Origin of the sequence: Nigerium sp. (assembly GCF_039811905.1) — a bacterium.
Classification (GTDB): Bacteria; Actinomycetota; Actinomycetes; order Propionibacteriales; family Propionibacteriaceae; genus Propioniciclava.
The window spans coordinates 1-18,676 of the sequence record NZ_JBDHZL010000048.1; the positions used below are offsets into that span (position 1 = coordinate 1).

The following is an 18,676-nucleotide window of genomic DNA, read 5'->3' on the forward strand; positions in this document are numbered from 1 at the left end:
TCCGGGGCGAGCACGGCGGTCGGGGCCAACGCGACCCCCATGGTCACCGCGACCACCGGCGGGCCGATGGTCGTGCTGGGCCTGGGCGACTCCGTGATGGCGGGAACGGGCTGCGGCTGCGACGGCATCCCCGAGGAGTACTCGGCGATCCTGCGCCAGCGAACCGGACGCCAGGTGACCGCGGTGAACGAGGGCGTCCCGGGGGCGACGTCGGCGGACCTGCTCGCCGACCTCAAGGATCCCGGCCTGCGCTCCGAGGTGGCGGACGCCGACGTCATCATCGTCTCGATCGGGGCGAACGACATGGTCGACGGGCTCGACGGCTGCACGCCGAGCGGCTGCGCGGCCCAGTCGGCGTCCCAGGCCGCGGCGATGAAATCGCGGGTGGACGCCGTGCTCACGCAGCTGCGCGCGCTGCGCGGGGGGCGTCCGTTCGAGTGCCTGGTCCTCGGCTACTGGAACGTATACCCCGAGGGCGACCCGACCGTCCCGGAGGACGAGCACGGCCGCCCCGTCGCGCTCGCCGCGACGACCGCCGCCAACGGCGTCCTGGAGCAGTCGGCGTCCGGGCACGGGGCGACGTACGTGGATCTGATGCCCTCGTTCCGCGGGGCGGACGGCAAGAGCAACCCGAGTCGGCTGCTCGCGGAGGACGGGGACCATCCGAACGCGACGGGCGTCGAGGTGATCGCCCACGAGCTGGCGCAGGCGTTCGCGGGGGCCTGACCGGGCAGCGGTCGCGGGTTGGCGGCGACACGTAGGGTGACAAGGACCGATACGTCCGGACCGACGACCGGATCGCAACGAAAGGTGTCCTTCATGTCAGCAGTTTCCCCGGCCCCCGCGTCCGAGACGAGAGAGGCGTCCGGGCGTTCGCTGCTTCCTGAGCGGCTGTTCGTCACGGCGAGCTTCGTCGTGTGCGTCCTGGGGACGCTCGTGGGGCTCGGGGTCATCGGCGACCGGGTGGCCGAGTCGTCCGGGGGTGCCCTGGCGGCGGACGCCACCCTCCTCGCGCCCGCCAGCCGCGCGTTCTCGATCTGGAGCGTGATCTACGTCGGGCTGCTCGCCTACACGGTGTGGCAGTGGCTGCCGGCGGCCGCGCCGGCGTTGCGGCGGTGGCGGATCGGCTGGCTCGCCGGGGCGTCCATGCTGCTGAACGCGGCCTGGCTTCTGGTGACGCAGGTGGGCTGGCTGTGGTTCAGCGTCGTGGTGATCGCCGCGCTCGCGCTGGTGCTCGGGCTGCTGTTGCGGAGGCTGACGGCGGTGCGGTCGGGTGCTGAATCGGGTGTGCGGTCAGGGTCGGCGGTCGGGTCGCTCGTCGTGGATGGCACGTTCGGGCTCTACCTCGGCTGGGTGAGCGTCGCGACGTGTGCGAACATCGCCGCGGCCGGCGCCGCGAGCGGCGTGACGGCCGGCGCATTTGGCGACCAGGTGCTGGCGGCGATCGTGGTCGCGGTGGCTGCGGCGCTCGGGGTCGTGTTCGCGATCTCCTTCGGGGGACGCCTCGCCGTCGCCCTGGCGATGGGCTGGGGCCTGGCCTGGATCGCGGTCGGACGCCTCACCGACGAGCCGGCGTCGGTGCTGGTGGGGGCGGTGAGCGTGGTGGCGGTGCTGGTCGTCCTGGGGGCGGCCGCCGTCGGACGGAGGCGTCCGGTGGGGGTGGCCTGAGCTCCGCTCGGGCCAGGGCGTGGCGTGCGGGCTTCGTCCGCGTGACCGGGCTTCCGTGCGCGGCGTCAGGGCCGCGTCCACTCGATCGTGTACCTGAACGCCAGGCGCCGGCGCAGCCGGGCGCCCGGCAGGACGCGGCGGAGAACCCGGCGCAGGTCGTCGACGGAGTGTTCGGGGTTGCGGGTCGGGAAGGCGTCCGGGGGTCGGGGACCACGGTGCGGGTGCGGATGCTTCGCGAGGCCGATCAGGGGGTTGGTCAGGGCGGACGCCACGTCCCACCCGATGTCGACGGCGCTGCGCGGCGCGGCCAGGCCGACGGCGAGGAAGCGGCCGCCGGGGGCGAGGGCGTCCCGGACCTGCTGCAGCGCCGAGGCGGCGTCGAGGTGGTGCAGCACGGCGACCATGGTGATGAGGTCGACTCCGGGGAGTCCGGCGTCCGGCGGGCTGTCTGAACCCGCGGGGGACGACAGCCGCCGCGTGAGGTCGGCCAGCGAACCGTCGGTGATGGTCACGTGGGGCAGCGTCCGCGTGGCGCGGGCGGCGTCCGCTCGCATGCCGGCATCGACGTCGATGCCGGTGACCCGGTCGAAGTGGGACGCCAGCGCCGCGACCAGCGCTCCCTCGCCGCACCCGACGTCGACCGCGTGGTGTCGGCGCTCCGGGAGGTTGCGCAGGATCCACGGGTGAAAGAAGTCGTTGTGGCTCCACGGGTGGCGATCGTTGAACGCGGCGAGCCCACGGACGACCGCGCCCAGGGGGCTGTCGGCGGTAGGTCGGGGCACGGGGGCTCCTTTCGTCGGGTCGATCGTAGGAGGTCTGCGGGCGGCGGCTGGGCGACCCCGCAGGGAGCGACGTGTTGATCCCACGTCATCGGACCGGGGGCCTGACGGCGGGGTCGGGCCCCGGGGGCTCCTGCACCCGCGTGGGTCACGTCGCGGGGTTGAGCATCACCTCGCAGACCGTCACCTCACTTCGCGGACCTTAACTCCACCTCGCAGACGAAAACCGACTTTGCGCGTGCTGCAGCACGCGCAAAGTCGGTTTTCGTCGTCGAGGTCCACAACGCCGTCGATCGACAGATTTCCCTCGGGCATGACGCCGTTTCTCGCCCGTATCCCACCTTGACCTCGGTCGATGAGATGGTGACCGTACCCGCGGCCCCGCGGGTGCACCGACGGAGGTCCCCATGGAAACCGCCCCCATCACTGCCTGGACACTGCAGTCCGAGATCCCGATCCCCGGCGACGTCGGGCCGCTGCTCGTCCCGGGCGAGCAGCCCGTCGCGGCGTACAGCACGTTTCGCGACAGCGCGGTCTTCACCACGAAGCGGCTCATCATCCGCGACGCCCAGGGCCTCACCGGCAAGAAGGTCGAGATCTACTCGCTGCCGTATTCATCGATCAACATGTGGTCGTCAGAGAACGCAGGCACCCTCGACTGGAACGCCGAACTCGAACTCTGGACCCGTGCCGGCAAGATCAAGGTCAACCTGGGCCGCGGCATCGACGTCCGTCGGCTCGATAGCCTGATTGCCCACGCCGTGCTCGGCGGCCTCGCGCTGCCGGCGTCCTGACGTCCCGCCCCTCATGGGGACCCACGGAGGTCACCCAGCAACCACGCTGAGAATCCCTCGCGGTAGACGGCGAGTGTTCGAACCGCATCAGGGCCGCAGCGAGGGGGCCGCCAACAGGCCCGCCGTCACGTTCGATGGGGAGACCCCGGTGTTACCGTGCGCCCATGACCGCCGGACTGCCCTCTCATAACGCCTCCGAGCCGCAGCCTTCCTCCCCGAGCGACTCGACCCCGACCACGTCCTCCCCGCACGCCTACAGCCACGGCCACCACGCGAGCGTGCTGGCGTCGCACGGCGTCCGGACGGCCGAGGACTCGTGCGCGTACTTCCTCGACCGGCTGCGCCCCGGCGATCGCGTGCTCGACATCGGCTGCGGACCCGGCTCGATCACGCTCGACCTCGCGCGTCGGGTGGGGCCGGAGGGGTCCGTGGTCGGCATCGACGCTGCAGCCCCCGCGGTGGACGCCGCCCGCGCCGCCGCTCGCGAGCGCGGCGACGTCCGGACGCGGTTCGAGGTCGCGGACGCCCATGATCCGTCCGTGGAACTGGACGCGTTCGACGTCGTCCACGCGCACCAGGTGCTGCAGCACGTCACCGACCCCGTCGGTCTGCTGCGCCGGATGGCCGCCCTCTGCCGGCCCGGCGGCCTCGTCGTCGCCCGGGACGCCGACTACGGCGCGATGACCTGGTACCCGCCGGCCCCCGGCCTGGACGCCTGGCGCTCCGCCTACAGCGCCGCCGCCCGGACGCTCGGCCACCAGCCCGACGCCGGACGCCGCCTCCGCCAGTGGGCGAACGCCGCCGGCCTGTCGGTCGTCTGGGCGGGCTCGTCCACCTGGACCTACGCCACCGAGGCCGCCACCGACTGGTGGGGCCGCACCCAGGCGCGCCGCGTCCGGGAGTCGCAGTTCGCGCAAGAGGCGTCCCGCGTCGGGTGCTCGGCCGAGGAGATCGAGGCGATGGCGGCAGGCTGGGAGGACTGGGCCGCCGACCCGGACGCCTGGTTCGCGATGGTGCACGGCGAGATTATCGCCACGCGCGCCTGAGACCGCCCGCTCGGGCGGTTGTCGCCTCTGGGATGCCCGCGCAGGATGGGGGGATGGCTCACGACACGACCGCACGCCGTCGCCTGCTCATCACCGGCGCCACCGGCAACCTCGGCCGGCTGCTCGAGGAGCGGCTCGCCGGCGACTACGACCTCGTCACGCAGGGCCGGACGCCCAAGACGCCCCAGCAGGAGGAGACGCTCAACCGGGCCGACCTCGACGACTACTCCGACGTCCCGCCGCTGATGGCGGGGGTGGACACGGTCGTCCACCTGGCGGGGGCGGCCTCCCCCGAGTCGGACTGGGACAGCGTTCTGCAGGCCAACATCGTCGGGCTGCGCAATGTGCTGGAGGCGGCGCGGGAGGCGGGCGTCCGCAGGGTCGTGTTCGCGTCGTCCAACCATGCGATGGGCATGTACGACCGGGACGGCCAGTGGCCCGTCTACCCGGACGCCCCACCCCGGCCCGACTCGCTGTACGGCGTGTCCAAGGTGTTCGGCGAGGCGCTCGGCCGGTTCTACCACGACGAGTTCGGCCTCGACTTCATCGCGCTGCGCATCGGTTGGTACGCGGAGGATCCGTTCGAGTCGGACGTCGACCTCCTCCACGCGATGTGGCTGTCGGGGGACGACGCCGAGCAGGTCGTCCGGCGGGCGATCGAGGCGTCGATCACGTTCGGGCTGTATTACGCGATCTCCGACAACCCGAACCGTCGTTGGGACATCACGAACACCATGCTCGAGCTCGGCTACCGCCCGAAGGACCGCTGGACCGACCGCGCGAGCGAGCCCGAGAACGTCGTGGAGGGCGGCGTCCCCGCGCCGGACGATTGGCCGGCGGGGTCCTGATCGCGAGGACGCCCGCCCGCGTGGCGCGGCCGGCGCCGGAGTTTGTGGCCGAACGCACAGAATCCCGGCCCAGGGGGCCGGGATTCTCGCGGCGGAGGATACGAGATTCGAACTCGTGAGGGCGTGAACCCAACCCGGTTTCCAACCGAGCGCCATAGGCCTCTAGGCGAATCCTCCGCCGGACAGCGTACCTGAGGTGCCCGCCCCCGCTCCAATCGAGGCGTCCACCACCGTCATCGCGCCGGTCGGGCGACGCGGTCACGGCCCGGCGTCACGGGTGCCGACGGGCGTCGTCAGTCGGTGAAGCGGAGCAGGTAGCCGTCGGGGTCCGCGATGACAAACTCGCTGCGCGACTGGGTCTCGCCGTCGGCGTCCGTATATTCGGCCACCTGCATCGGGACGACGATCGGGTACTTGTCGCCGCGCAGTGACTGGTAGAGGCGCCCGGGGTGCTCGACGCGGATCCACAGCGTGACGCCGCGGCCGAAGGGGGTCTGCAGCTCGGTCGGCGTCGTCGCTTCGGAGTCGTACTGCTCCAGGATGAGCTGGCCGCCCGCCGAGTTGCGCAGGATCGCCACGCCGGGGCGCGCGATCTCCACCTCGAACCCGAACTCGTCGGTGTACGCGGTGACGCTGCGCTCGAGGTCGGTCACGAGCAGTTCTGGGACGACGGACGCCCGCTCAGCGCGGATGAACTCGTCGCCGTCTTGCATGGTCCTCACGGGCTTCACCCTAGTGAACAATCGGTTCGACGCAATGCCGTCGCGAGGAGTCCGTCTCGCGAGTGGGGCGGCAGGCGCCGGCCGCGCAGGGCCGCGACGGCGTCCCACTACCGCGAACGCTTGACGGACAGGTGTCCGCAGCGGTGCGATGGGGCATGCGCATCGCCGTCGCCCAGCTCACGAGCACCACCGACCCGGACGCCAACCTGACGCTCGCCGCCGACTACGTCCGGCGGGCGAAGGACGCGGGGGCACGCCTCGTCGTCTTCCCGGAGGCGATGATGGCCAGCTTCGCCACCCGCGCGGCCGACGTCGCCGAGCCGCTGTCCGGGCCGTTCGCGACGCGGCTGCGGGAGCTGGCCGCCACGGTCGGGATCACCATCGCCGCGGGCATGTTCACGCCCTCCGACGACCCGGACCGCCCGCGGAACACAGTCTTCGTCGCGTGGCAGGGCGGGGAGGCGTCCTACGACAAGATCCACCTGTTCGACGTGGAGGGCTTCGCTGAGTCCGACCACGTGACCGCCGGCGACGAGCCGGTGCTCGTCGAGATCGGCGGGCTGACCTTCGGGCTCGCCATCTGCTACGACGTGCGCTTCCCCGAGCTGTTCAAGCACTACGCGGACGCCGGCGCGCAGGTCGTGCTCGTGCCCGCGTCCTGGGCGAACGGACCGAACAAGCGGACGCAGTGGCAGACGCTCGTCAGGGCCCGCGCGATGGACGCGACCGTGTACGTCGTCGGCTGCGGGCAGGCCGAGCCGCGCGATCCGGACGCCAGCCGCGCCCCGCTCGGCGTCGGGCACAGCCTGGTGGCCGACCCGCTGGGCGCCGTCATCGCCGAGGCCGGGGCGGGGCCCGAGTTGCTCATCGCGGAGTTGGACGCCGAGGCGGTCGTCCGGGCGCGCGAGAAGATGCCGGTGCTCGCGAACACCCGGTTCGGTCGGACGCCGCCGCGTCCCGTGTGAGTTTCTGCTGCCCCTGTGTGCGTTTCTACCTGACGTTCTCCACACTCCAGTGTGGAGAACGTCAGGTAGAAACGCCCCGTGGCCAGAAGACACCCCAGGTACGTTGGGGGCATGACGACCCGCATCGAGAAAGACAGCATGGGCACGATCGAGGTGCCTTCCGACGTCTACTGGGGTGCACAGACCCAGCGGAGCATCCAGAACTTCGACATCGGCCGCGACACCTTTGTGTGGGGGCACCCGATGATCTCGGCCCTCGGCGTCCTCAAGAAGAGCGCCGCCCAGGCCAACGCCGAGCTCGGCGAACTGCCCGCCGACAAGGCCGATCTCATCGTGAAGGCCGCCGACGAGGTCATCTCGGGCAAGCTCGACGACCAGTTCCCGCTGGTCGTCTTCCAGACCGGCTCGGGCACACAGTCGAACATGAACGCCAACGAGGTCATCAGCAACCGGGCGATCGAGCTGGCCGGCGGCACGCTCGGTTCGAAGGATCCGGTGCACCCGAACGACCACGTGAACCGCGGCCAGTCCAGCAACGACACGTTCCCGACGGCGATGCACATCGCGGTCGTCGTCGAGCTCAACGAGCGGCTGTACGCGCCGGTCGATGGGCTGCGCGACGTCCTGGCGAAGAAGGCGGAGGAGTTCGCCGACGTCGTCATGGTCGGCCGCACCCACCTGCAGGACGCGACGCCCGTCACCCTCGGCCAGGTCATCTCCGGGTGGGTGGCGCAGATCGACTTCGCGCTGCAGGGCGTTCGGCACGCGGACGAGCGGGCGCGCGGCCTCGCGATCGGCGGGACGGCCGTGGGTACCGGCCTCAACAGCCATCCCGATTTCGGACGCCTCGCCGCCGAGAAGATCTCCCAGCAGACCGGGCTGCACTTCGAGCAGGCCCCGAACCTGTTCGCCGCCCTGTCGGCGCACGACTCGCTGGTCGAGGTCAGCGGTGAGTTGCGCGTGCTCGCCGACGCGCTGATGAAGATCGCGAACGATGTCCGGTGGTACGCCTCGGGCCCGCGCAACGGCATCGGCGAACTGCTGATCCCCGAGAACGAGCCGGGCAGCTCGATCATGCCGGGCAAGGTGAACCCCACGCAGTGCGAGGCGATGACGATGGTCGCCACCCGCGTCTTCGGCAACGACGCGACGGTCGGCTTCGCCGGTAGCCAGGGCAACTTCCAGCTCAACGTGTTCAAGCCGGTCATGGCCCACGCGGTGCTGGAGTCGATCCGGCTGCTGGCCGACACCTGCCGCAGCTTCACCGAGCACTGCGCGGTCGGCATCGAGCCGAACCGGCAGCGGATCGAGGAGCACCTCGAGTCGAACCTCATGCAGGTCACCGCGCTCAACCGCCACATCGGCTACGACAAGGCGGCCGCGATCGCGAAGAAGGCCCACCATGAGGGCACGAGCCTGCGGGAGGCGGCGATCGCGTCGGGCAACCTGACGGCGGAGGAGTTCGACGCCTGGGTGGTGCCGGTCGACATGACGCATCCGTCGGCGGGCTGAGCATTCTGCGCTGCGGTTCGCGGATGAGGCACGTGCAGGGCCACGCTCATCCGCGAACCACGGCTTCGGGGTGGGTGACGGCGGCGGCGCCGGATCAAGGTGGTCCCACTGGGCCGGCGAAGAGTTCCCCCCGCGGCGAGGTTCCGCGCCTGCTCCATCGGCCCAGTGGAACGCGTGCTGAGACCCTAGTCGGCGTCCTGATGTCCCCGTAAGGGGGACACATCCCCCTTACGGGGGGAGCGCTACCCTGCCCTCATGGAATGGCTGCGCATCGGCGACGTCGTCCGGCGGACCGGGCTCACGCACCGAACCCTGCGCCACTACGACGAACGCGGCCTGCTCGTGCCGAGCGGGCGCACCGGCGGCGACTACCGCCTGTACTCCCCGGCCGATCTTGAGCGGCTGCTGGCCATCCAACACTTGAAATCGTTGGGCATGAGCCTGCCCGAGATCGAGCGCGCGCTCGACGATCCCGGCTTCGACGCCGCCGACGCGCTCGCGCGTCACGTGGCCGCCGTCGAGGCACGGATCGCCGCCGAGAACGAGCTGCTCGCGCGCCTCCGCAGCCTTCAGGACGCCGCCGGCGCCGGTTGGGACGAGGTGCTCGACGTCATCGCCCTCACCGAGCGTCTCCGGCACGGGGAGCCGCACGTCCGGTTCCGCGCCGTCCTGGACGCCCCCGGCGCGGCCCCCATCGACGAACTCGTCGACGTGCTGCGGCACGACCCCGAGCCCGGCGTCCGGGAGGCCGCGACGTGGGCGATCGTCCAGCGTGGGCCCGACGTGCTTCCCCTGGCGGTCGCGCAACTCGCCGACCCGGACGCCGGCGTCCGCGAGCAGATGGCCCACGTCCTCGGCAAGCTGCGCGACCCCGCCGCGGCGCCCGCGCTGGCGGAACTGCTCGCCGACCCGTCGGAGCGGGTCGTCACCAAGGCCGCCCAAAGCCTCGGACGCCTCGGTGGCTCGGCCGCGATCGACGCGCTCGCCGGGGTGCTGGGCCGCGGGGACGCCGGAACGCGGGCGTCCGTGGTGACCGCGCTCGGGCTGATCCCCGGGGACGCCGCCGGCCCGATCGCCGCGGTCCTCCGCTCACCGGAGCGGTCGTCCGAGGCGCGCGCGGACGCCGCCGAGGCGCTCGGCCTGAGGGCCGACGCCGAGGGCGTCCCGGCGCTGGTTTCGGCGGTGGAGGATCCGGACGAGGACGTTCGGATCGCCGCGCTCATGGCGTTGGCCGCCGCCGGGGGCGACGAGGCGGCCGCGGCGATTGCCGCGACCGCCTCGCACGGGGGGCGCACCGGCGTGCTCGCCCGCAGGCTCGCGGCCGGATCCTGAGACCCGGGACGCGGGAGGCCGGGACGCCGGGACCGAGTGGCCCGGGGCGCCCGAGCCGTCAGATCACGCCTCGGCTTGGGCCTTCGCCCGCGCTCGCACCTGCTCGCGCAGGTCGGCGCGGCGACGCTCGCCAGCGCGCTTGGCCTGCAGGCGGCTCGCGATGCCGGCCACCGTGGCGTCCTCGCTGGCCGTGAGCCGCTGCAGCGGGGCGTCGGCGACGTCCCCGAGCTGGCCGAGCGCGGCCACCGCCGCCACCCGGACGGCCGGCTCGGCGTCCGCTGTCAACGCGTCGAGGGCGTCGGCCGCGGCGTCCGCGTCGGTGCCGAGGTGGCCGAGGGCGTCCGCGGCGTGCGTGCGCACGTCGGCGTCCTCGTCGGCCAGGGCCGCGACGAGCGGACCGACGGACAGCTCCCCGAACCGGTGGAAGGCGCCGGTGAGGGCGTCCTTCTGCAGGGCGTCGCCGTCGCCGAGGCGTCCGGCGAGCGGGCCCAGCGCCTCGGGACGCCCGGTGTTCGCGACGGCCCGGTAGGCCTTGATCGCGACGGAGGCGTCCGCGTCGTCGACGAGGGGCAGCAGCTCGGGCAGCCGCGCGGGGTCGCCCACCTTGCTGAGCACGTGGGCGCCGATGCGCCGCGCGCGCGGGTCGGGGTCGCTGAGCATCGTCAGCAGCCGGGGCATCAGGGCCTCCGAGTGCTGGACGGCGGCCCACGTGAGGTCCTCCCGGACGCGCGAGTTCTCCTCGACGCGCAGCCGCTCGATGAGCGCGTCGCCCGCCGCGGGGTCGTGCGTGGCGCCGAGCCGCAGGGCGGCCTCGCGGCGCAGGGAGCCATCCGGGTGGGACAGCTGGGTGATCAGGTCGGTCGTGGTGTTGTTGGTCATGTGAATCCCACCTCCGTCGAAAGACCGTAAAGGCTCACGCAGCGTGAGGGTCAACTCGAGGTTCCCGGACGCCGCGTCAGGCGCCGGATGCCTCAGACGCCTCGGTCTCGTGGGCGTCCCGCAGCGCGCGCCGCTGGCGAGCGCTGATGATCCGGTCGACGATCGTGCCGATGGCGACCCCCAGCACGACGCCGATCGCCGCGCCGAGCAGGGGCTGATCGTGGATGAACCGCCCGGCGGCGACGCCGATGGCGGCGGCGTACAGCGCCCAGATGCTCGCGGAGATCGCCGTGACGCCCATGAACCGGCGGTGCGGGTAGCCCGCGAGGCCGGCGCCCATGTTCACCGCGACCCGGCCGACCGGAATGAACCGGGCGGTGATGATGAGCGTCGCCCCGCGGCGGCGGATGTGCAGGCTCGCGTCGTGGACGCGGTCGCGGAGCTTGGGGAACCGGTTCAGCAGGTGATGCAGCCGGGACCCGATGAGGTAGGCGACGTTGTCGCCGCAGAACGCCCCGGCCGCGGCCAGCGGGACGAGCGCGGCGATGCGCCCCGGGTCCTTCGTCGCGAGCACCGCGGCGAGCGCGGTGATGACCGACTCGCTCGGGATGGGCGGGAAGAAGCCGTCGACGAAGCAGCACACGGCGACGACCACCAGCGCCCAGGGCGAGAGCGCCGACTCGATGACCCAGGTGTAGATCCAGTCGAACGCGTGCATCACGCGCCCGACCCGCCGCGGACGCCGGCCGCGGCGGCATCCTGGTCGACGGCCCCGGCGCCGTCCGGACGACCGCCGTCGCATTGCTCGTGGATCACGTCGACGAACAGCGGGGGCGGTGCGGTGGCGACCAACACGTCCATCGTCATGGCGGCCAGCGTAACCGGGTGCGGGCCGCCCACCAGGGCTCGACCCCTGTGGGTCGCCCGGCGCGGGGGGGGTCCCGAAGGGGCTTCTCAGCAGTGGTATCGCTCGCCCGCACGGCGCGGGCGACGGGACGCCTCTGGCGCGATTGGCCGGGCGCGGAGGCGTCCGGGTAGTATGGCGGCAAGGTCCCCGCGCGGTGGTACCTCGCCCAACTCCCCCAGGGCCGGAAGGCAGCAAGGGTCAGTGAGCTCTTCTAGGTGCGCGGGGGCCCCTTTGCGTTGCGGCCCGTCCGCGGCCGGTTTTGGGGGTGCCACGAAGTAAGGTGCGTGGCGTGGACGACGACCTGCACGAAGAGCCCCTCGGCGAGGGCGAGGCCGCGCCCGACGAGTTCGTTCAGGAGGGGCCCGACCTGTTCGGCGCCGAGCCCGACGAACTCGTCCTGCCGGGTGAGCCCAATCCGCCCGACGACCCCGAGGTCGACGTCGAACTCGACGAGACGTCGGAGATCCCGATCGACCCCGACGACGAAGACGAAGGCGTCGAGGGCCCCGGGTTGGACCCGGTGCCTGACGCCCAGTCTGACGAGCAGCCCGAGCCCGGCGAGCAGCCCGCGCCCGAGCAGCAGCCCGAGCCCGAGGCGTCCGTCGCCGCGCAGCCGGCCGATGTCGGGCCGACGGCCCGGGCGTCCGAGGCCCCCGAACCGCCGCTGGCGCTGTACCGCCGGTACCGCCCCGAGACGTTCGCCGAAGTCATCGGCCAAGAGCACGTGACCGAGCCGTTGCAGCGCGCGCTGGTGAACAACCGCGTCAACCACGCGTACCTGTTCTCGGGGCCGCGCGGGTGCGGCAAGACCACGTCGGCGCGCATCCTGGCCCGGTGCCTCAACTGCGAGCAGGGCCCGACGCCCACCCCGTGCGGGGTCTGTCAGAGCTGCCGCGACCTGGCCCGCGGCGGGGCCGGCAGCATCGACGTGATCGAGATCGACGCGGCGTCGCACGGCGGCGTCGACGAGGCGCGCGACCTGCGCGAGCGGGCGTTCTTCGCGCCCGTGAGCAGCCGCTACAAGATCTACATCATCGACGAGGCGCACATGGTGACCACGCAGGGGTTCAACGCCCTGCTCAAGGTCGTCGAAGAGCCGCCGCCGCACGTCAAGTTCATCTTCGCGACCACCGAGCCCGAGAAGGTCATCGGCACGATCCGGTCGCGCACGCACCACTACCCCTTCCGGCTCGTTCCGCCCAAGGTGCTGCAGGGGTATCTGGCGTCGCTGTGCGAGGCCGAGGGCGTCTCGGTCGACCCCACGGTGCTGCCGCTGGTCGTCCGGGCGGGGGCGGGGTCGGTGCGCGACTCGCTGTCGGTGCTCGATCAGTTGCTCGGCGGCGCGGGGGAGCAGGGGGTCACCTACCGGCAGGCCACGGCGCTGCTCGGCTACACGCCCGACACGCTGCTCGACGAGATCATGGATGCGTTCGCCGCGGGCGACGCCGAGGGCGTGTTCTCGTGCATCGACAAGGTGATCGAGGTGGGGCAGGATCCGCGGCGCTTCGCGGAGGATCTGCTGCGGCGCCTGCGTGACCTCATCATCGTGGCGGCTGTGCCCGACGCCCTGACGTCGGGGCTGGTCGATGTCTCCGGCGACCAGGCCGAGCGCCTCACGACGCAGGCCCGCGGCATGGGCCCCGGGGAGCTGACGCGTGCGGCCGAGGTCATCGCGAAGGGGCTGACCGACATGCGGGGCACGACCGCCCCGCGCCTGCACCTGGAGCTCATGTGCTCGCGGGTGCTGCTGCCGGGCGCCGACGTCGACGCGCGGGGCATTCACGCGCGCCTCGACCGGCTGGAGCGGCGGCTGCTGATCCCCGGCGAGCAGGATGCGGCGGTTCCCGCTCTCTCGGACGCGCCGGGCTCTGCGCCCGCCACGCCGGGTGGGCGCGGGGCAGCCCCGAGCGCGCCGGGTTCGGCGGAGGGTCCGGCCGGGCGTGCGCCCGAGTCGGCGGGACGCCCGACCGAGCAGGCTGAGCGTGGCCCCGAGCCGGCCGGGCGCCGTCCGGCGCACGCCGGGCGCGGTTCCGAGCCGGCCGTCGGTGGTCCCGAGCAGGGGGGCCGCGGCGCCGAGCAGGCCAGGCGCGCCCCTGCGCAGGAGGAGCGTCCGCCCTCGGCCGCCGGGCCTGCGCCCGAGGCGTCCCCGACCGGGCCGCCGGCGTCGGGGGATTTGCAGACGGCGGACGTCCGGCGGCTGTGGCCGCAGGTGCTCGAGGCTGTCAAGACGAGGCGGCGGGTGACGTGGATCATCCTCAGTCAGAACGCGCAGGTGCACGAGTTCGCCGGGGGCGTCCTGACGCTCGCCGCGAACAACCCCGGCGCGCGGGAGAGCCTCACCCGCGGCGGCCACGAAGACGTGCTGCGCGAGGCCGTGCTCGAGGCGCTCGGCGCCGCGCCGCGCGTCGAGGTGATCGTGGCCGAGGGCGGCCCGACTCCGCCCCCGCCGGCCGCGTCCGGCCCGGCAGGGCCGCGGGGTGGGCAGGGTTCCTCCGGCGGCGGGCCGGCAGCCGGTGGGCAGGGTCCCTCCGGCGGACGCGGCGGCGGGCAGGGGCCCTCGGGTGCCCAGGGCGCCGGCGGTGGTCCGTCGCGTGGCACATCGGGCCCGGCCGGCGGCGACAACTCGGGCCCCCGGGGCCGACGATGGGAGGCGTCCGGGCATGGGGGCGGCGGCCAGCATCAGCAGAATCGTCAGGCCGGCCCCGCAGGGCCGCGCGACGGCGTCCGGGGTGGCTCGCAGCGGCCCGCCGACCCGCGCGCGCGGCGCGACTACCCGGCGACCCCCCCGACGCCGCCGCCCGAGGAGGATGAGGGTCCGCCCCCCGACTACGCCGCGGCCGCGCGGGGCAACATCCTGCCGACGCAACACACGCCGCCGCGGCGCGAGGAGGAGGCGGAACCTGACCGCCGCGACCGCGACCTCGACAACCCCGACATCGAGGTCGACGACCTGCTCCGCACGCAGTTGGGTGCCGAGCTGATCGCGGAAGACGACGGCTCGGGCCGCTGAGGTGTCCCCGGCCCGAGCGCAACCTCCGGGTCGGCGCTCGCCGAACCGCTGTGGCGTCCGGAACCGTCGGACGCCTCGCGTAGCATGGCGTGAGCCGCGCGCGAGCCCGCGCGAACCGACGAACCCGAACCCACGAAGGAGACCCCATGTCCATGCTTGGCGACGAGACCGGCGGCGGCTTCGACATGAACGCGCTGCTCCAGCAGGCCCAGGCGATGCAGGAGCAGTTCCAGCGTGCGCAAGACGATCTGGCGACCAAGGTCATCACCGGGTCGGCCGGCGGCGACCTCGTGACCGTCGAGATGTCCGGCACCGGCGAGCTGCAGAAGGTCGCGATCAAGCCCGAGGCGTGCGACCCCGACGACACCGAGTCGCTCGGCGACCTGATCGTCGCGGCCGTGCGCGACGCGAGCCACCGGGCGTCGGCGCTGGCGCAGTCCGTCATGCCGCAGATGCCCTTCTGACGAGCCCGCCCCCACCAGAACTCCGAGACAAGGAACGCCGTGTACGAAGGACCGATCCAGGACTTGATCGGCGAGTTGGGTCGGCTCCCCGGCGTGGGGCCGAAGAGTGCGCAGCGCATCGCGTTCCACATCCTCGCGACCGACAAGGCCGACGTGGAGCGGCTGGCCCAGGCGTTGCGCACCGTCGCGGAGCAGGTGAAGTTCTGCGCGATCTGTTTCAACATCTCCGAAGAGGAGACGTGCCGCGTCTGCCGCGACCCGCGCCGCGACCGCACGACGATCTGCGTGGTCGAAGAGCCGAAAGACGTGGGGGCCATCGAGCGCACGCGCGAGTTCCGCGGCCTGTACCACGTGCTCGGCGGCGCGATCAGCCCGATCGACCACGTCGGGCCGGGCGACCTCCACATCCGAGAACTGCTGACGCGGCTCGCCGACCAGAACGTCACCGAGGTGATCCTCGCGACCGACCCGAACCTCGAGGGGGAGGCGACGGCCACCTACATCGCCCGCCTGCTGGCGGACACCGACGTCACGCTGTCGCGGCTGGCGTCCGGGCTGCCGGTGGGCGGCGACCTCGAGTACGCCGACGAGGTCACCCTGGGCCGGGCCTTCTCCGGCAGGCGCCGCATCGGCGCTTGAGGCGTCCCGATTGGCCCGGTGCCCGGGCCGCGCGGGATGGGAGGATGGGTGCGTGACCACGCGCGCCCCGCACCGATTGGCCCGACTCCGTCTGATCGCCACCGACGTCGATGGAACTCTGCTCACCAGCGACCGCACGATCTCGCCCCGCACGCTCGCGGCGTTCGAGGCGGCCCACGACCGCGGCGTCCTGGTGATGCCGATCTCCGGACGCCAGCCGTTCTCGATCGACGAGATGGTCGCGGGCACCGTGCTGCAAGGCCCGGCCGTCGGGGCCAACGGGGCCGTCGGCTGCGACCTGCGCACCGACGAGGTCTACTTCGAAGACACCCTGCCCGTCGACGCCCAGACCGAACTCGTCCTGCGGATGCGCGAGGCCGTGCCCGGGACCCGGTGCGTGTCGGTGCGGAACGCCGGCCGCACCTTCGTGCCCGAGCACGGCTACGTCGGTCTCATGGATCCGGGCGATCACGGCCGCGCCGAACTGACGCTGCCCGAGTACGACCTGGCCGAGGTGCTGGCGCGTCCGTCGCTGAAGCTGATCTTGCGCCACGACACCGTGAGCGAGGACGCCCTCCTGGCCGTCGCACTCGAGCTCGCCGTCCCCGGGTGCCACGTGACGACGTCGGGCGCCCCGTTCGTCGAGGTGTCCGCCGAGGGCGTCACGAAGGAGTCGGGGCTGGAGCAGATGTGCGCCCGGTTCGGCATCGCCGCGTCCGAGGTGCTGGCGTTCGGCGACAACCGCAACGACGTCGAGATGCTGCGCTGGGTGGGCCACGGGGTCGCGATGGGCAACGGGCTGCCCGAGGCGCTGGAGGCGGCCGACGAGGTGACGGCCTCCCACGACGACGACGGCATCGCGCTCGTCATCGAGCGCGTGCTCGCCGAGCAGGACTGAACGAGCATCGAGCATTGATTTATCTTGTAGACGATTCGTGAAAGTGCTGCAACGATAGGCGGTGACGTTCGACCATCCTCAGGAGGACCCATGACCGTCGTCGGGTGCAATGTCGTGCCGTTCGCGTCGGGTGCCGCGCGGTGAGCGGCGAGGTGGACCGCCCCGGCGACGGCCGGGCGATCGTCGGGATCGTCGCGGTGGTCTACGGCCTGGGGGTCGCGTTCGGCGCGATGGTCTTCGGGGAGGCGTGGCCGTCCTGGTGGCTCATGGGCGGCGCGTTGGTCGTGGGACTCCTGTGGGTCGTTTTCATGGTCGTCCCGTGGGCGACCAGGCGCGGCCGCGCCCGCTGAGACGCTAGCCAGGGGACGCCGCCCCTAGCGGGGGCGGGGTGCGGCGTCGGCCTCGACGAGGCCTGCGTGCGGGGAACGCGCGATCACGTCCGTCGCGTGCGCGGCGGCGGCCACGCCGAGCCGCTCGGCCACCCGGTCGAAGGCCCGGCCGAGGTCGCCCGCGGGCCAGTCGTGGGGGAGCAGTTCGGCGGGGAGCGGTCCGTCCAGCAGCCGCAACGCGACCACCGGGCGGATGGCCGCGTGCAGCGTCCGGTAGGCGTCCGCGGGGGCGAGTCGCTCGAGGTCGCTCGTGAGCAGGTCGGCCGTCGCGGCGACGGCCGTCTCGTAGCGCGCTCGGATGGTGTCGAGATCCCAGCAGCGGGCCACCAGGCCGGACACCTGGTCCGGGTCAAGCGTCCACCAGCCGGTCGTCAGTTGGTTGGCCCCGGCGAGCGGTATCAGGGACGCCGCGGCGTCCGTCGGCCCGATGAGAATCCCGGGCCGCACCTGCCGGTAGCCCGCCCGGATCGCCGCGGTGCGCAGGTGGTCGCGCGCCAGCCGATCGTGTTCGGGGATGTCGTAGACGATCGTATGAAAGCGGCCGTCCCACGGGTCGCGGGGCGGCCTGCCGTCCCGGAACTCCTGGAATCGCTCCAACAGCGCGCCCGTCATCGCGTACCGCCCGACCCGTCCCGTGCGCTCCATGGTGAGGCCGCCCGCCTGGGTCATGCGGTGTAGCAGTGCCTTGGACGCCGGCACCGTCAGGCCCAGGTCGCCGACCAGCCGGGTGAGGATCGGGCCGGGCAAGACGGACGCCTCCGCCACCCCGAACGCGTACGGCACGGTGTCGAACGACGAGACGAACGCGTCGTCCGGCCGAAGGTGCATGGCCGCAGTGTACGAGCCTGCGAGACCCGCGGGGGTGAAGCCTCGGCCCACTAGAATCGCCCCCATGCATGCCGTCTACGTGTCTCAGGCGAGCCCCGACGATCCGCTCGCGGCGCTCGAGGTGGGGCCGCGTCCGAACCCCCAGGCCGGCGACGGCTTCTCGCGGGTGTGGGTGAAGGCCGCCTCCCTGAACCACCACGATGTGTGGTCGCTGCGCGGCGTCGGCCTGCCGCCGGAGCGGATGCCCATGATCCTCGGGACGGACGCGGCGGGCGTCACCGACGACGGCCGCGAGGTCGTCGTCCACAGCGTGATCTCCTCGCCTGAGTGGGAGGGTGACGAGACGCTCGATCCGAAGCGTTCGCTCTTGTCGGAGCGGCATCAGGGCGCGATGGCCGAGTACGTGGTCGTCCCCGAGCGGAACCTCGTGGCCAAGCCGCCCGAGCTGACGTTCGAGGAGGCGTCCTGCCTGCCCACCGCGTGGCTGACCGCCTACAGCATGCTCGGCAAGGCCGGGGTCGAGGCGGGGGACACGATCCTCGTGCAGGGGTGCTCGGGCGGCGTCGCTCAGGCCGCGATCGCGCTCGGCCGGGCGGCCGGACTGCGGGTCTGGGCAACCGGACGCACCGAGGCCAAGCGCTCCCTCGCCATCGATCTCGGCGCCGACGAGGTCTTCGAGCACGGCGCGCGGCTGCCCGAGCGGGTGGACGCCGTGATCGAGAGTGTCGGCGAGGCGACCTGGTCGCACTCGTTGAAGTCGCTGCGTCCGGGCGGGGCGGTGGTCGTGTGCGGCGCGACGTCCGGCCCGAATCCGCCCGCGGATCTCAGCCGCGTCTTTTTCCTGCAGCTCCGCATCCTCGGCTCGACGATGGGACGCCGCGATCAGCTCTACGAACTGCTGCGCGTCATGGTCGAGGGCGGCGTCCGCCCGCGGATCGACCGCGTCCTGTCGCTCCGGGACGCCCGCGAGGGCTTCGAGGCCGTGGTGCACGGCGA

At 72.7% G+C, this 18,676-nt stretch carries 20 protein-coding genes, 1 tRNA gene and 1 other RNA gene; 15 read left to right on the forward strand and 7 right to left on the reverse strand.

Annotation, left to right across the window (positions count from 1 at the left end):
* Positions 1 to 726, forward strand: a 726-nt coding sequence (locus WMJ97_RS09300; RefSeq protein WP_347348707.1) for an SGNH/GDSL hydrolase family protein, incomplete at its 5' end; no start/stop codon positions are given.
* Between the two features lie 93 nt (positions 727 to 819).
* Complete coding sequence (locus WMJ97_RS09305) at positions 820 to 1,668, forward strand: hypothetical protein (RefSeq protein WP_347348708.1); 849 nt, start codon at positions 820 to 822, stop codon at positions 1,666 to 1,668.
* 65 nt (positions 1,669 to 1,733) lie between these two features.
* On the opposite strand, the gene WMJ97_RS09310 is transcribed toward WMJ97_RS09305, so the two are convergent.
* Positions 1,734 to 2,450, reverse strand: coding sequence for a class I SAM-dependent methyltransferase (locus WMJ97_RS09310; protein WP_347348709.1), 717 nt, complete (start codon positions 2,448 to 2,450; stop codon positions 1,734 to 1,736).
* A gap of 404 nt (positions 2,451 to 2,854) precedes the next feature.
* Here WMJ97_RS09310 and WMJ97_RS09315 point away from each other — a divergent pair, with 404 nt between their 5' ends.
* The 3 genes from WMJ97_RS09315 (at position 2,855) to WMJ97_RS09325 (ending at position 5,135) form a co-directional block, all read left to right on the forward strand.
* Positions 2,855 to 3,241 carry a PH domain-containing protein gene (locus WMJ97_RS09315; protein WP_347348710.1) on the forward strand — a complete coding sequence of 129 codons (387 nt, stop codon included), beginning with the start codon at positions 2,855 to 2,857 and terminating at the stop codon, positions 3,239 to 3,241.
* Positions 3,242 to 3,405: 164 nt separating this feature from the next.
* The gene (locus WMJ97_RS09320; RefSeq protein WP_347348711.1) at positions 3,406 to 4,287 is read left to right on the forward strand and encodes a methyltransferase domain-containing protein; all 882 of its coding nucleotides are present in this window, start codon (positions 3,406 to 3,408) and stop codon (positions 4,285 to 4,287) included.
* A gap of 53 nt (positions 4,288 to 4,340) precedes the next feature.
* The gene (locus tag WMJ97_RS09325) at positions 4,341 to 5,135 is read left to right on the forward strand and encodes an NAD(P)-dependent oxidoreductase (RefSeq protein WP_347348712.1); all 795 of its coding nucleotides are present in this window, start codon (positions 4,341 to 4,343) and stop codon (positions 5,133 to 5,135) included.
* 92 nt (positions 5,136 to 5,227) lie between these two features.
* Here the strand turns inward: WMJ97_RS09325 and WMJ97_RS09330 are convergent.
* Positions 5,228 to 5,312 (reverse strand) — tRNA-Ser (locus tag WMJ97_RS09330).
* A 116-nt stretch (positions 5,313 to 5,428) separates the two neighbouring features.
* The gene (locus WMJ97_RS09335) at positions 5,429 to 5,848 is read right to left on the reverse strand and encodes a VOC family protein (RefSeq protein ID WP_347348724.1); all 420 of its coding nucleotides are present in this window, start codon (positions 5,846 to 5,848) and stop codon (positions 5,429 to 5,431) included.
* Positions 5,849 to 6,012: 164 nt separating this feature from the next.
* Between WMJ97_RS09335 and WMJ97_RS09340 the strand changes: the two genes are divergently transcribed.
* The 3 genes from WMJ97_RS09340 (at position 6,013) to WMJ97_RS09350 (ending at position 9,666) form a co-directional block, all read left to right on the forward strand.
* Positions 6,013 to 6,822: a carbon-nitrogen hydrolase family protein gene (locus tag WMJ97_RS09340; protein ID WP_347348713.1), complete on the forward strand. Its 810-nt coding sequence runs from the start codon at positions 6,013 to 6,015 to the stop codon at positions 6,820 to 6,822.
* A 111-nt stretch (positions 6,823 to 6,933) separates the two neighbouring features.
* Positions 6,934 to 8,334, forward strand: a complete 1,401-nt coding sequence (gene fumC, locus WMJ97_RS09345) for a class II fumarate hydratase (protein ID WP_347348714.1) — start codon at positions 6,934 to 6,936, stop codon at positions 8,332 to 8,334.
* Positions 8,335 to 8,589: 255 nt separating this feature from the next.
* The gene (locus WMJ97_RS09350) at positions 8,590 to 9,666 is read left to right on the forward strand and encodes a HEAT repeat domain-containing protein (RefSeq protein ID WP_347348715.1); all 1,077 of its coding nucleotides are present in this window, start codon (positions 8,590 to 8,592) and stop codon (positions 9,664 to 9,666) included.
* Between the two features lie 63 nt (positions 9,667 to 9,729).
* On the opposite strand, the gene WMJ97_RS09355 is transcribed toward WMJ97_RS09350, so the two are convergent.
* The 3 genes from WMJ97_RS09355 to WMJ97_RS09365 all read right to left on the reverse strand — a co-directional run bounded on the left by WMJ97_RS09355 (position 9,730) and on the right by WMJ97_RS09365 (position 11,412).
* Positions 9,730 to 10,545 (reverse strand): HEAT repeat domain-containing protein, encoded by an 816-nt coding sequence (locus tag WMJ97_RS09355; RefSeq protein ID WP_347348716.1) that lies wholly within the window; start codon positions 10,543 to 10,545, stop codon positions 9,730 to 9,732.
* 76 nt (positions 10,546 to 10,621) lie between these two features.
* Positions 10,622 to 11,263 (reverse strand): DedA family protein, encoded by a 642-nt coding sequence (locus WMJ97_RS09360; protein ID WP_347348725.1) that lies wholly within the window; start codon positions 11,261 to 11,263, stop codon positions 10,622 to 10,624.
* The gene (locus WMJ97_RS09365) at positions 11,263 to 11,412 is read right to left on the reverse strand and encodes a hypothetical protein (protein WP_347348717.1); all 150 of its coding nucleotides are present in this window, start codon (positions 11,410 to 11,412) and stop codon (positions 11,263 to 11,265) included. Before WMJ97_RS09365 ends, WMJ97_RS09360 begins: the two co-directional genes overlap by 1 nt.
* Positions 11,413 to 11,590: 178 nt before the next feature.
* Between WMJ97_RS09365 and ffs the strand changes: the two genes are divergently transcribed.
* The 6 genes from ffs (at position 11,591) to WMJ97_RS09395 (ending at position 16,813) form a co-directional block, all read left to right on the forward strand.
* Positions 11,591 to 11,687, forward strand: an RNA gene (gene ffs, locus WMJ97_RS09370) — signal recognition particle sRNA small type.
* A gap of 54 nt (positions 11,688 to 11,741) precedes the next feature.
* Positions 11,742 to 14,462, forward strand: coding sequence for a DNA polymerase III subunit gamma and tau (locus WMJ97_RS09375; RefSeq protein WP_347348718.1), 2,721 nt, complete (start codon positions 11,742 to 11,744; stop codon positions 14,460 to 14,462).
* Positions 14,463 to 14,614: 152 nt separating this feature from the next.
* Positions 14,615 to 14,926, forward strand: a complete 312-nt coding sequence (locus WMJ97_RS09380; protein WP_347348726.1) for a YbaB/EbfC family nucleoid-associated protein — start codon at positions 14,615 to 14,617, stop codon at positions 14,924 to 14,926.
* Positions 14,927 to 14,965: 39 nt separating this feature from the next.
* Positions 14,966 to 15,565, forward strand: coding sequence for a recombination mediator RecR (gene recR, locus WMJ97_RS09385; protein ID WP_347348719.1), 600 nt, complete (start codon positions 14,966 to 14,968; stop codon positions 15,563 to 15,565).
* A 52-nt stretch (positions 15,566 to 15,617) separates the two neighbouring features.
* The gene (locus WMJ97_RS09390) at positions 15,618 to 16,463 is read left to right on the forward strand and encodes an HAD family hydrolase (protein ID WP_347348720.1); all 846 of its coding nucleotides are present in this window, start codon (positions 15,618 to 15,620) and stop codon (positions 16,461 to 16,463) included.
* Between the two features lie 140 nt (positions 16,464 to 16,603).
* Positions 16,604 to 16,813: a hypothetical protein gene (locus WMJ97_RS09395; RefSeq protein ID WP_347348721.1), complete on the forward strand. Its 210-nt coding sequence runs from the start codon at positions 16,604 to 16,606 to the stop codon at positions 16,811 to 16,813.
* A 24-nt stretch (positions 16,814 to 16,837) separates the two neighbouring features.
* Here the strand turns inward: WMJ97_RS09395 and WMJ97_RS09400 are convergent, their stop codons facing one another.
* Positions 16,838 to 17,680, reverse strand: coding sequence for a PaaX family transcriptional regulator C-terminal domain-containing protein (locus WMJ97_RS09400; RefSeq protein WP_347348722.1), 843 nt, complete (start codon positions 17,678 to 17,680; stop codon positions 16,838 to 16,840).
* Positions 17,681 to 17,744: 64 nt separating this feature from the next.
* Here WMJ97_RS09400 and WMJ97_RS09405 point away from each other — a divergent pair.
* Positions 17,745 to 18,676: zinc-binding dehydrogenase (locus WMJ97_RS09405; protein WP_347348723.1), on the forward strand; the 932-nt coding region annotated here is incomplete at its 3' end.

Bases quoted from the DNA above. Each gene is read 5' to 3' on its own strand.
- WMJ97_RS09350 (WP_347348715.1), top strand. From the start codon at position 8,590: ATGGAATGGCTGCGCATCGGCGACGTCGTCCGGCGGACCGGGCTCACG.
- WMJ97_RS09355 (WP_347348716.1), bottom strand. From the start codon at position 10,545: ATGACCAACAACACCACGACCGACCTGATCACCCAGCTGTCCCACCCG.
- WMJ97_RS09380 (WP_347348726.1), top strand. From the start codon at position 14,615: ATGCTTGGCGACGAGACCGGCGGCGGCTTCGACATGAACGCGCTGCTC.
- WMJ97_RS09305 (WP_347348708.1), top strand. From the start codon at position 820: ATGTCAGCAGTTTCCCCGGCCCCCGCGTCCGAGACGAGAGAGGCGTCC.
- fumC (WP_347348714.1), top strand. From the start codon at position 6,934: ATGACGACCCGCATCGAGAAAGACAGCATGGGCACGATCGAGGTGCCT.
- WMJ97_RS09360 (WP_347348725.1), bottom strand. From the start codon at position 11,263: ATGCACGCGTTCGACTGGATCTACACCTGGGTCATCGAGTCGGCGCTC.
- WMJ97_RS09325 (WP_347348712.1), top strand. From the start codon at position 4,341: ATGGCTCACGACACGACCGCACGCCGTCGCCTGCTCATCACCGGCGCC.
- WMJ97_RS09320 (WP_347348711.1), top strand. From the start codon at position 3,406: ATGACCGCCGGACTGCCCTCTCATAACGCCTCCGAGCCGCAGCCTTCC.
- WMJ97_RS09365 (WP_347348717.1), bottom strand. From the start codon at position 11,412: ATGACGATGGACGTGTTGGTCGCCACCGCACCGCCCCCGCTGTTCGTC.
- WMJ97_RS09335 (WP_347348724.1), bottom strand. From the start codon at position 5,848: ATGCAAGACGGCGACGAGTTCATCCGCGCTGAGCGGGCGTCCGTCGTC.
- WMJ97_RS09400 (WP_347348722.1), bottom strand. From the start codon at position 17,680: ATGCACCTTCGGCCGGACGACGCGTTCGTCTCGTCGTTCGACACCGTG.
- WMJ97_RS09315 (WP_347348710.1), top strand. From the start codon at position 2,855: ATGGAAACCGCCCCCATCACTGCCTGGACACTGCAGTCCGAGATCCCG.
- WMJ97_RS09340 (WP_347348713.1), top strand. From the start codon at position 6,013: ATGCGCATCGCCGTCGCCCAGCTCACGAGCACCACCGACCCGGACGCC.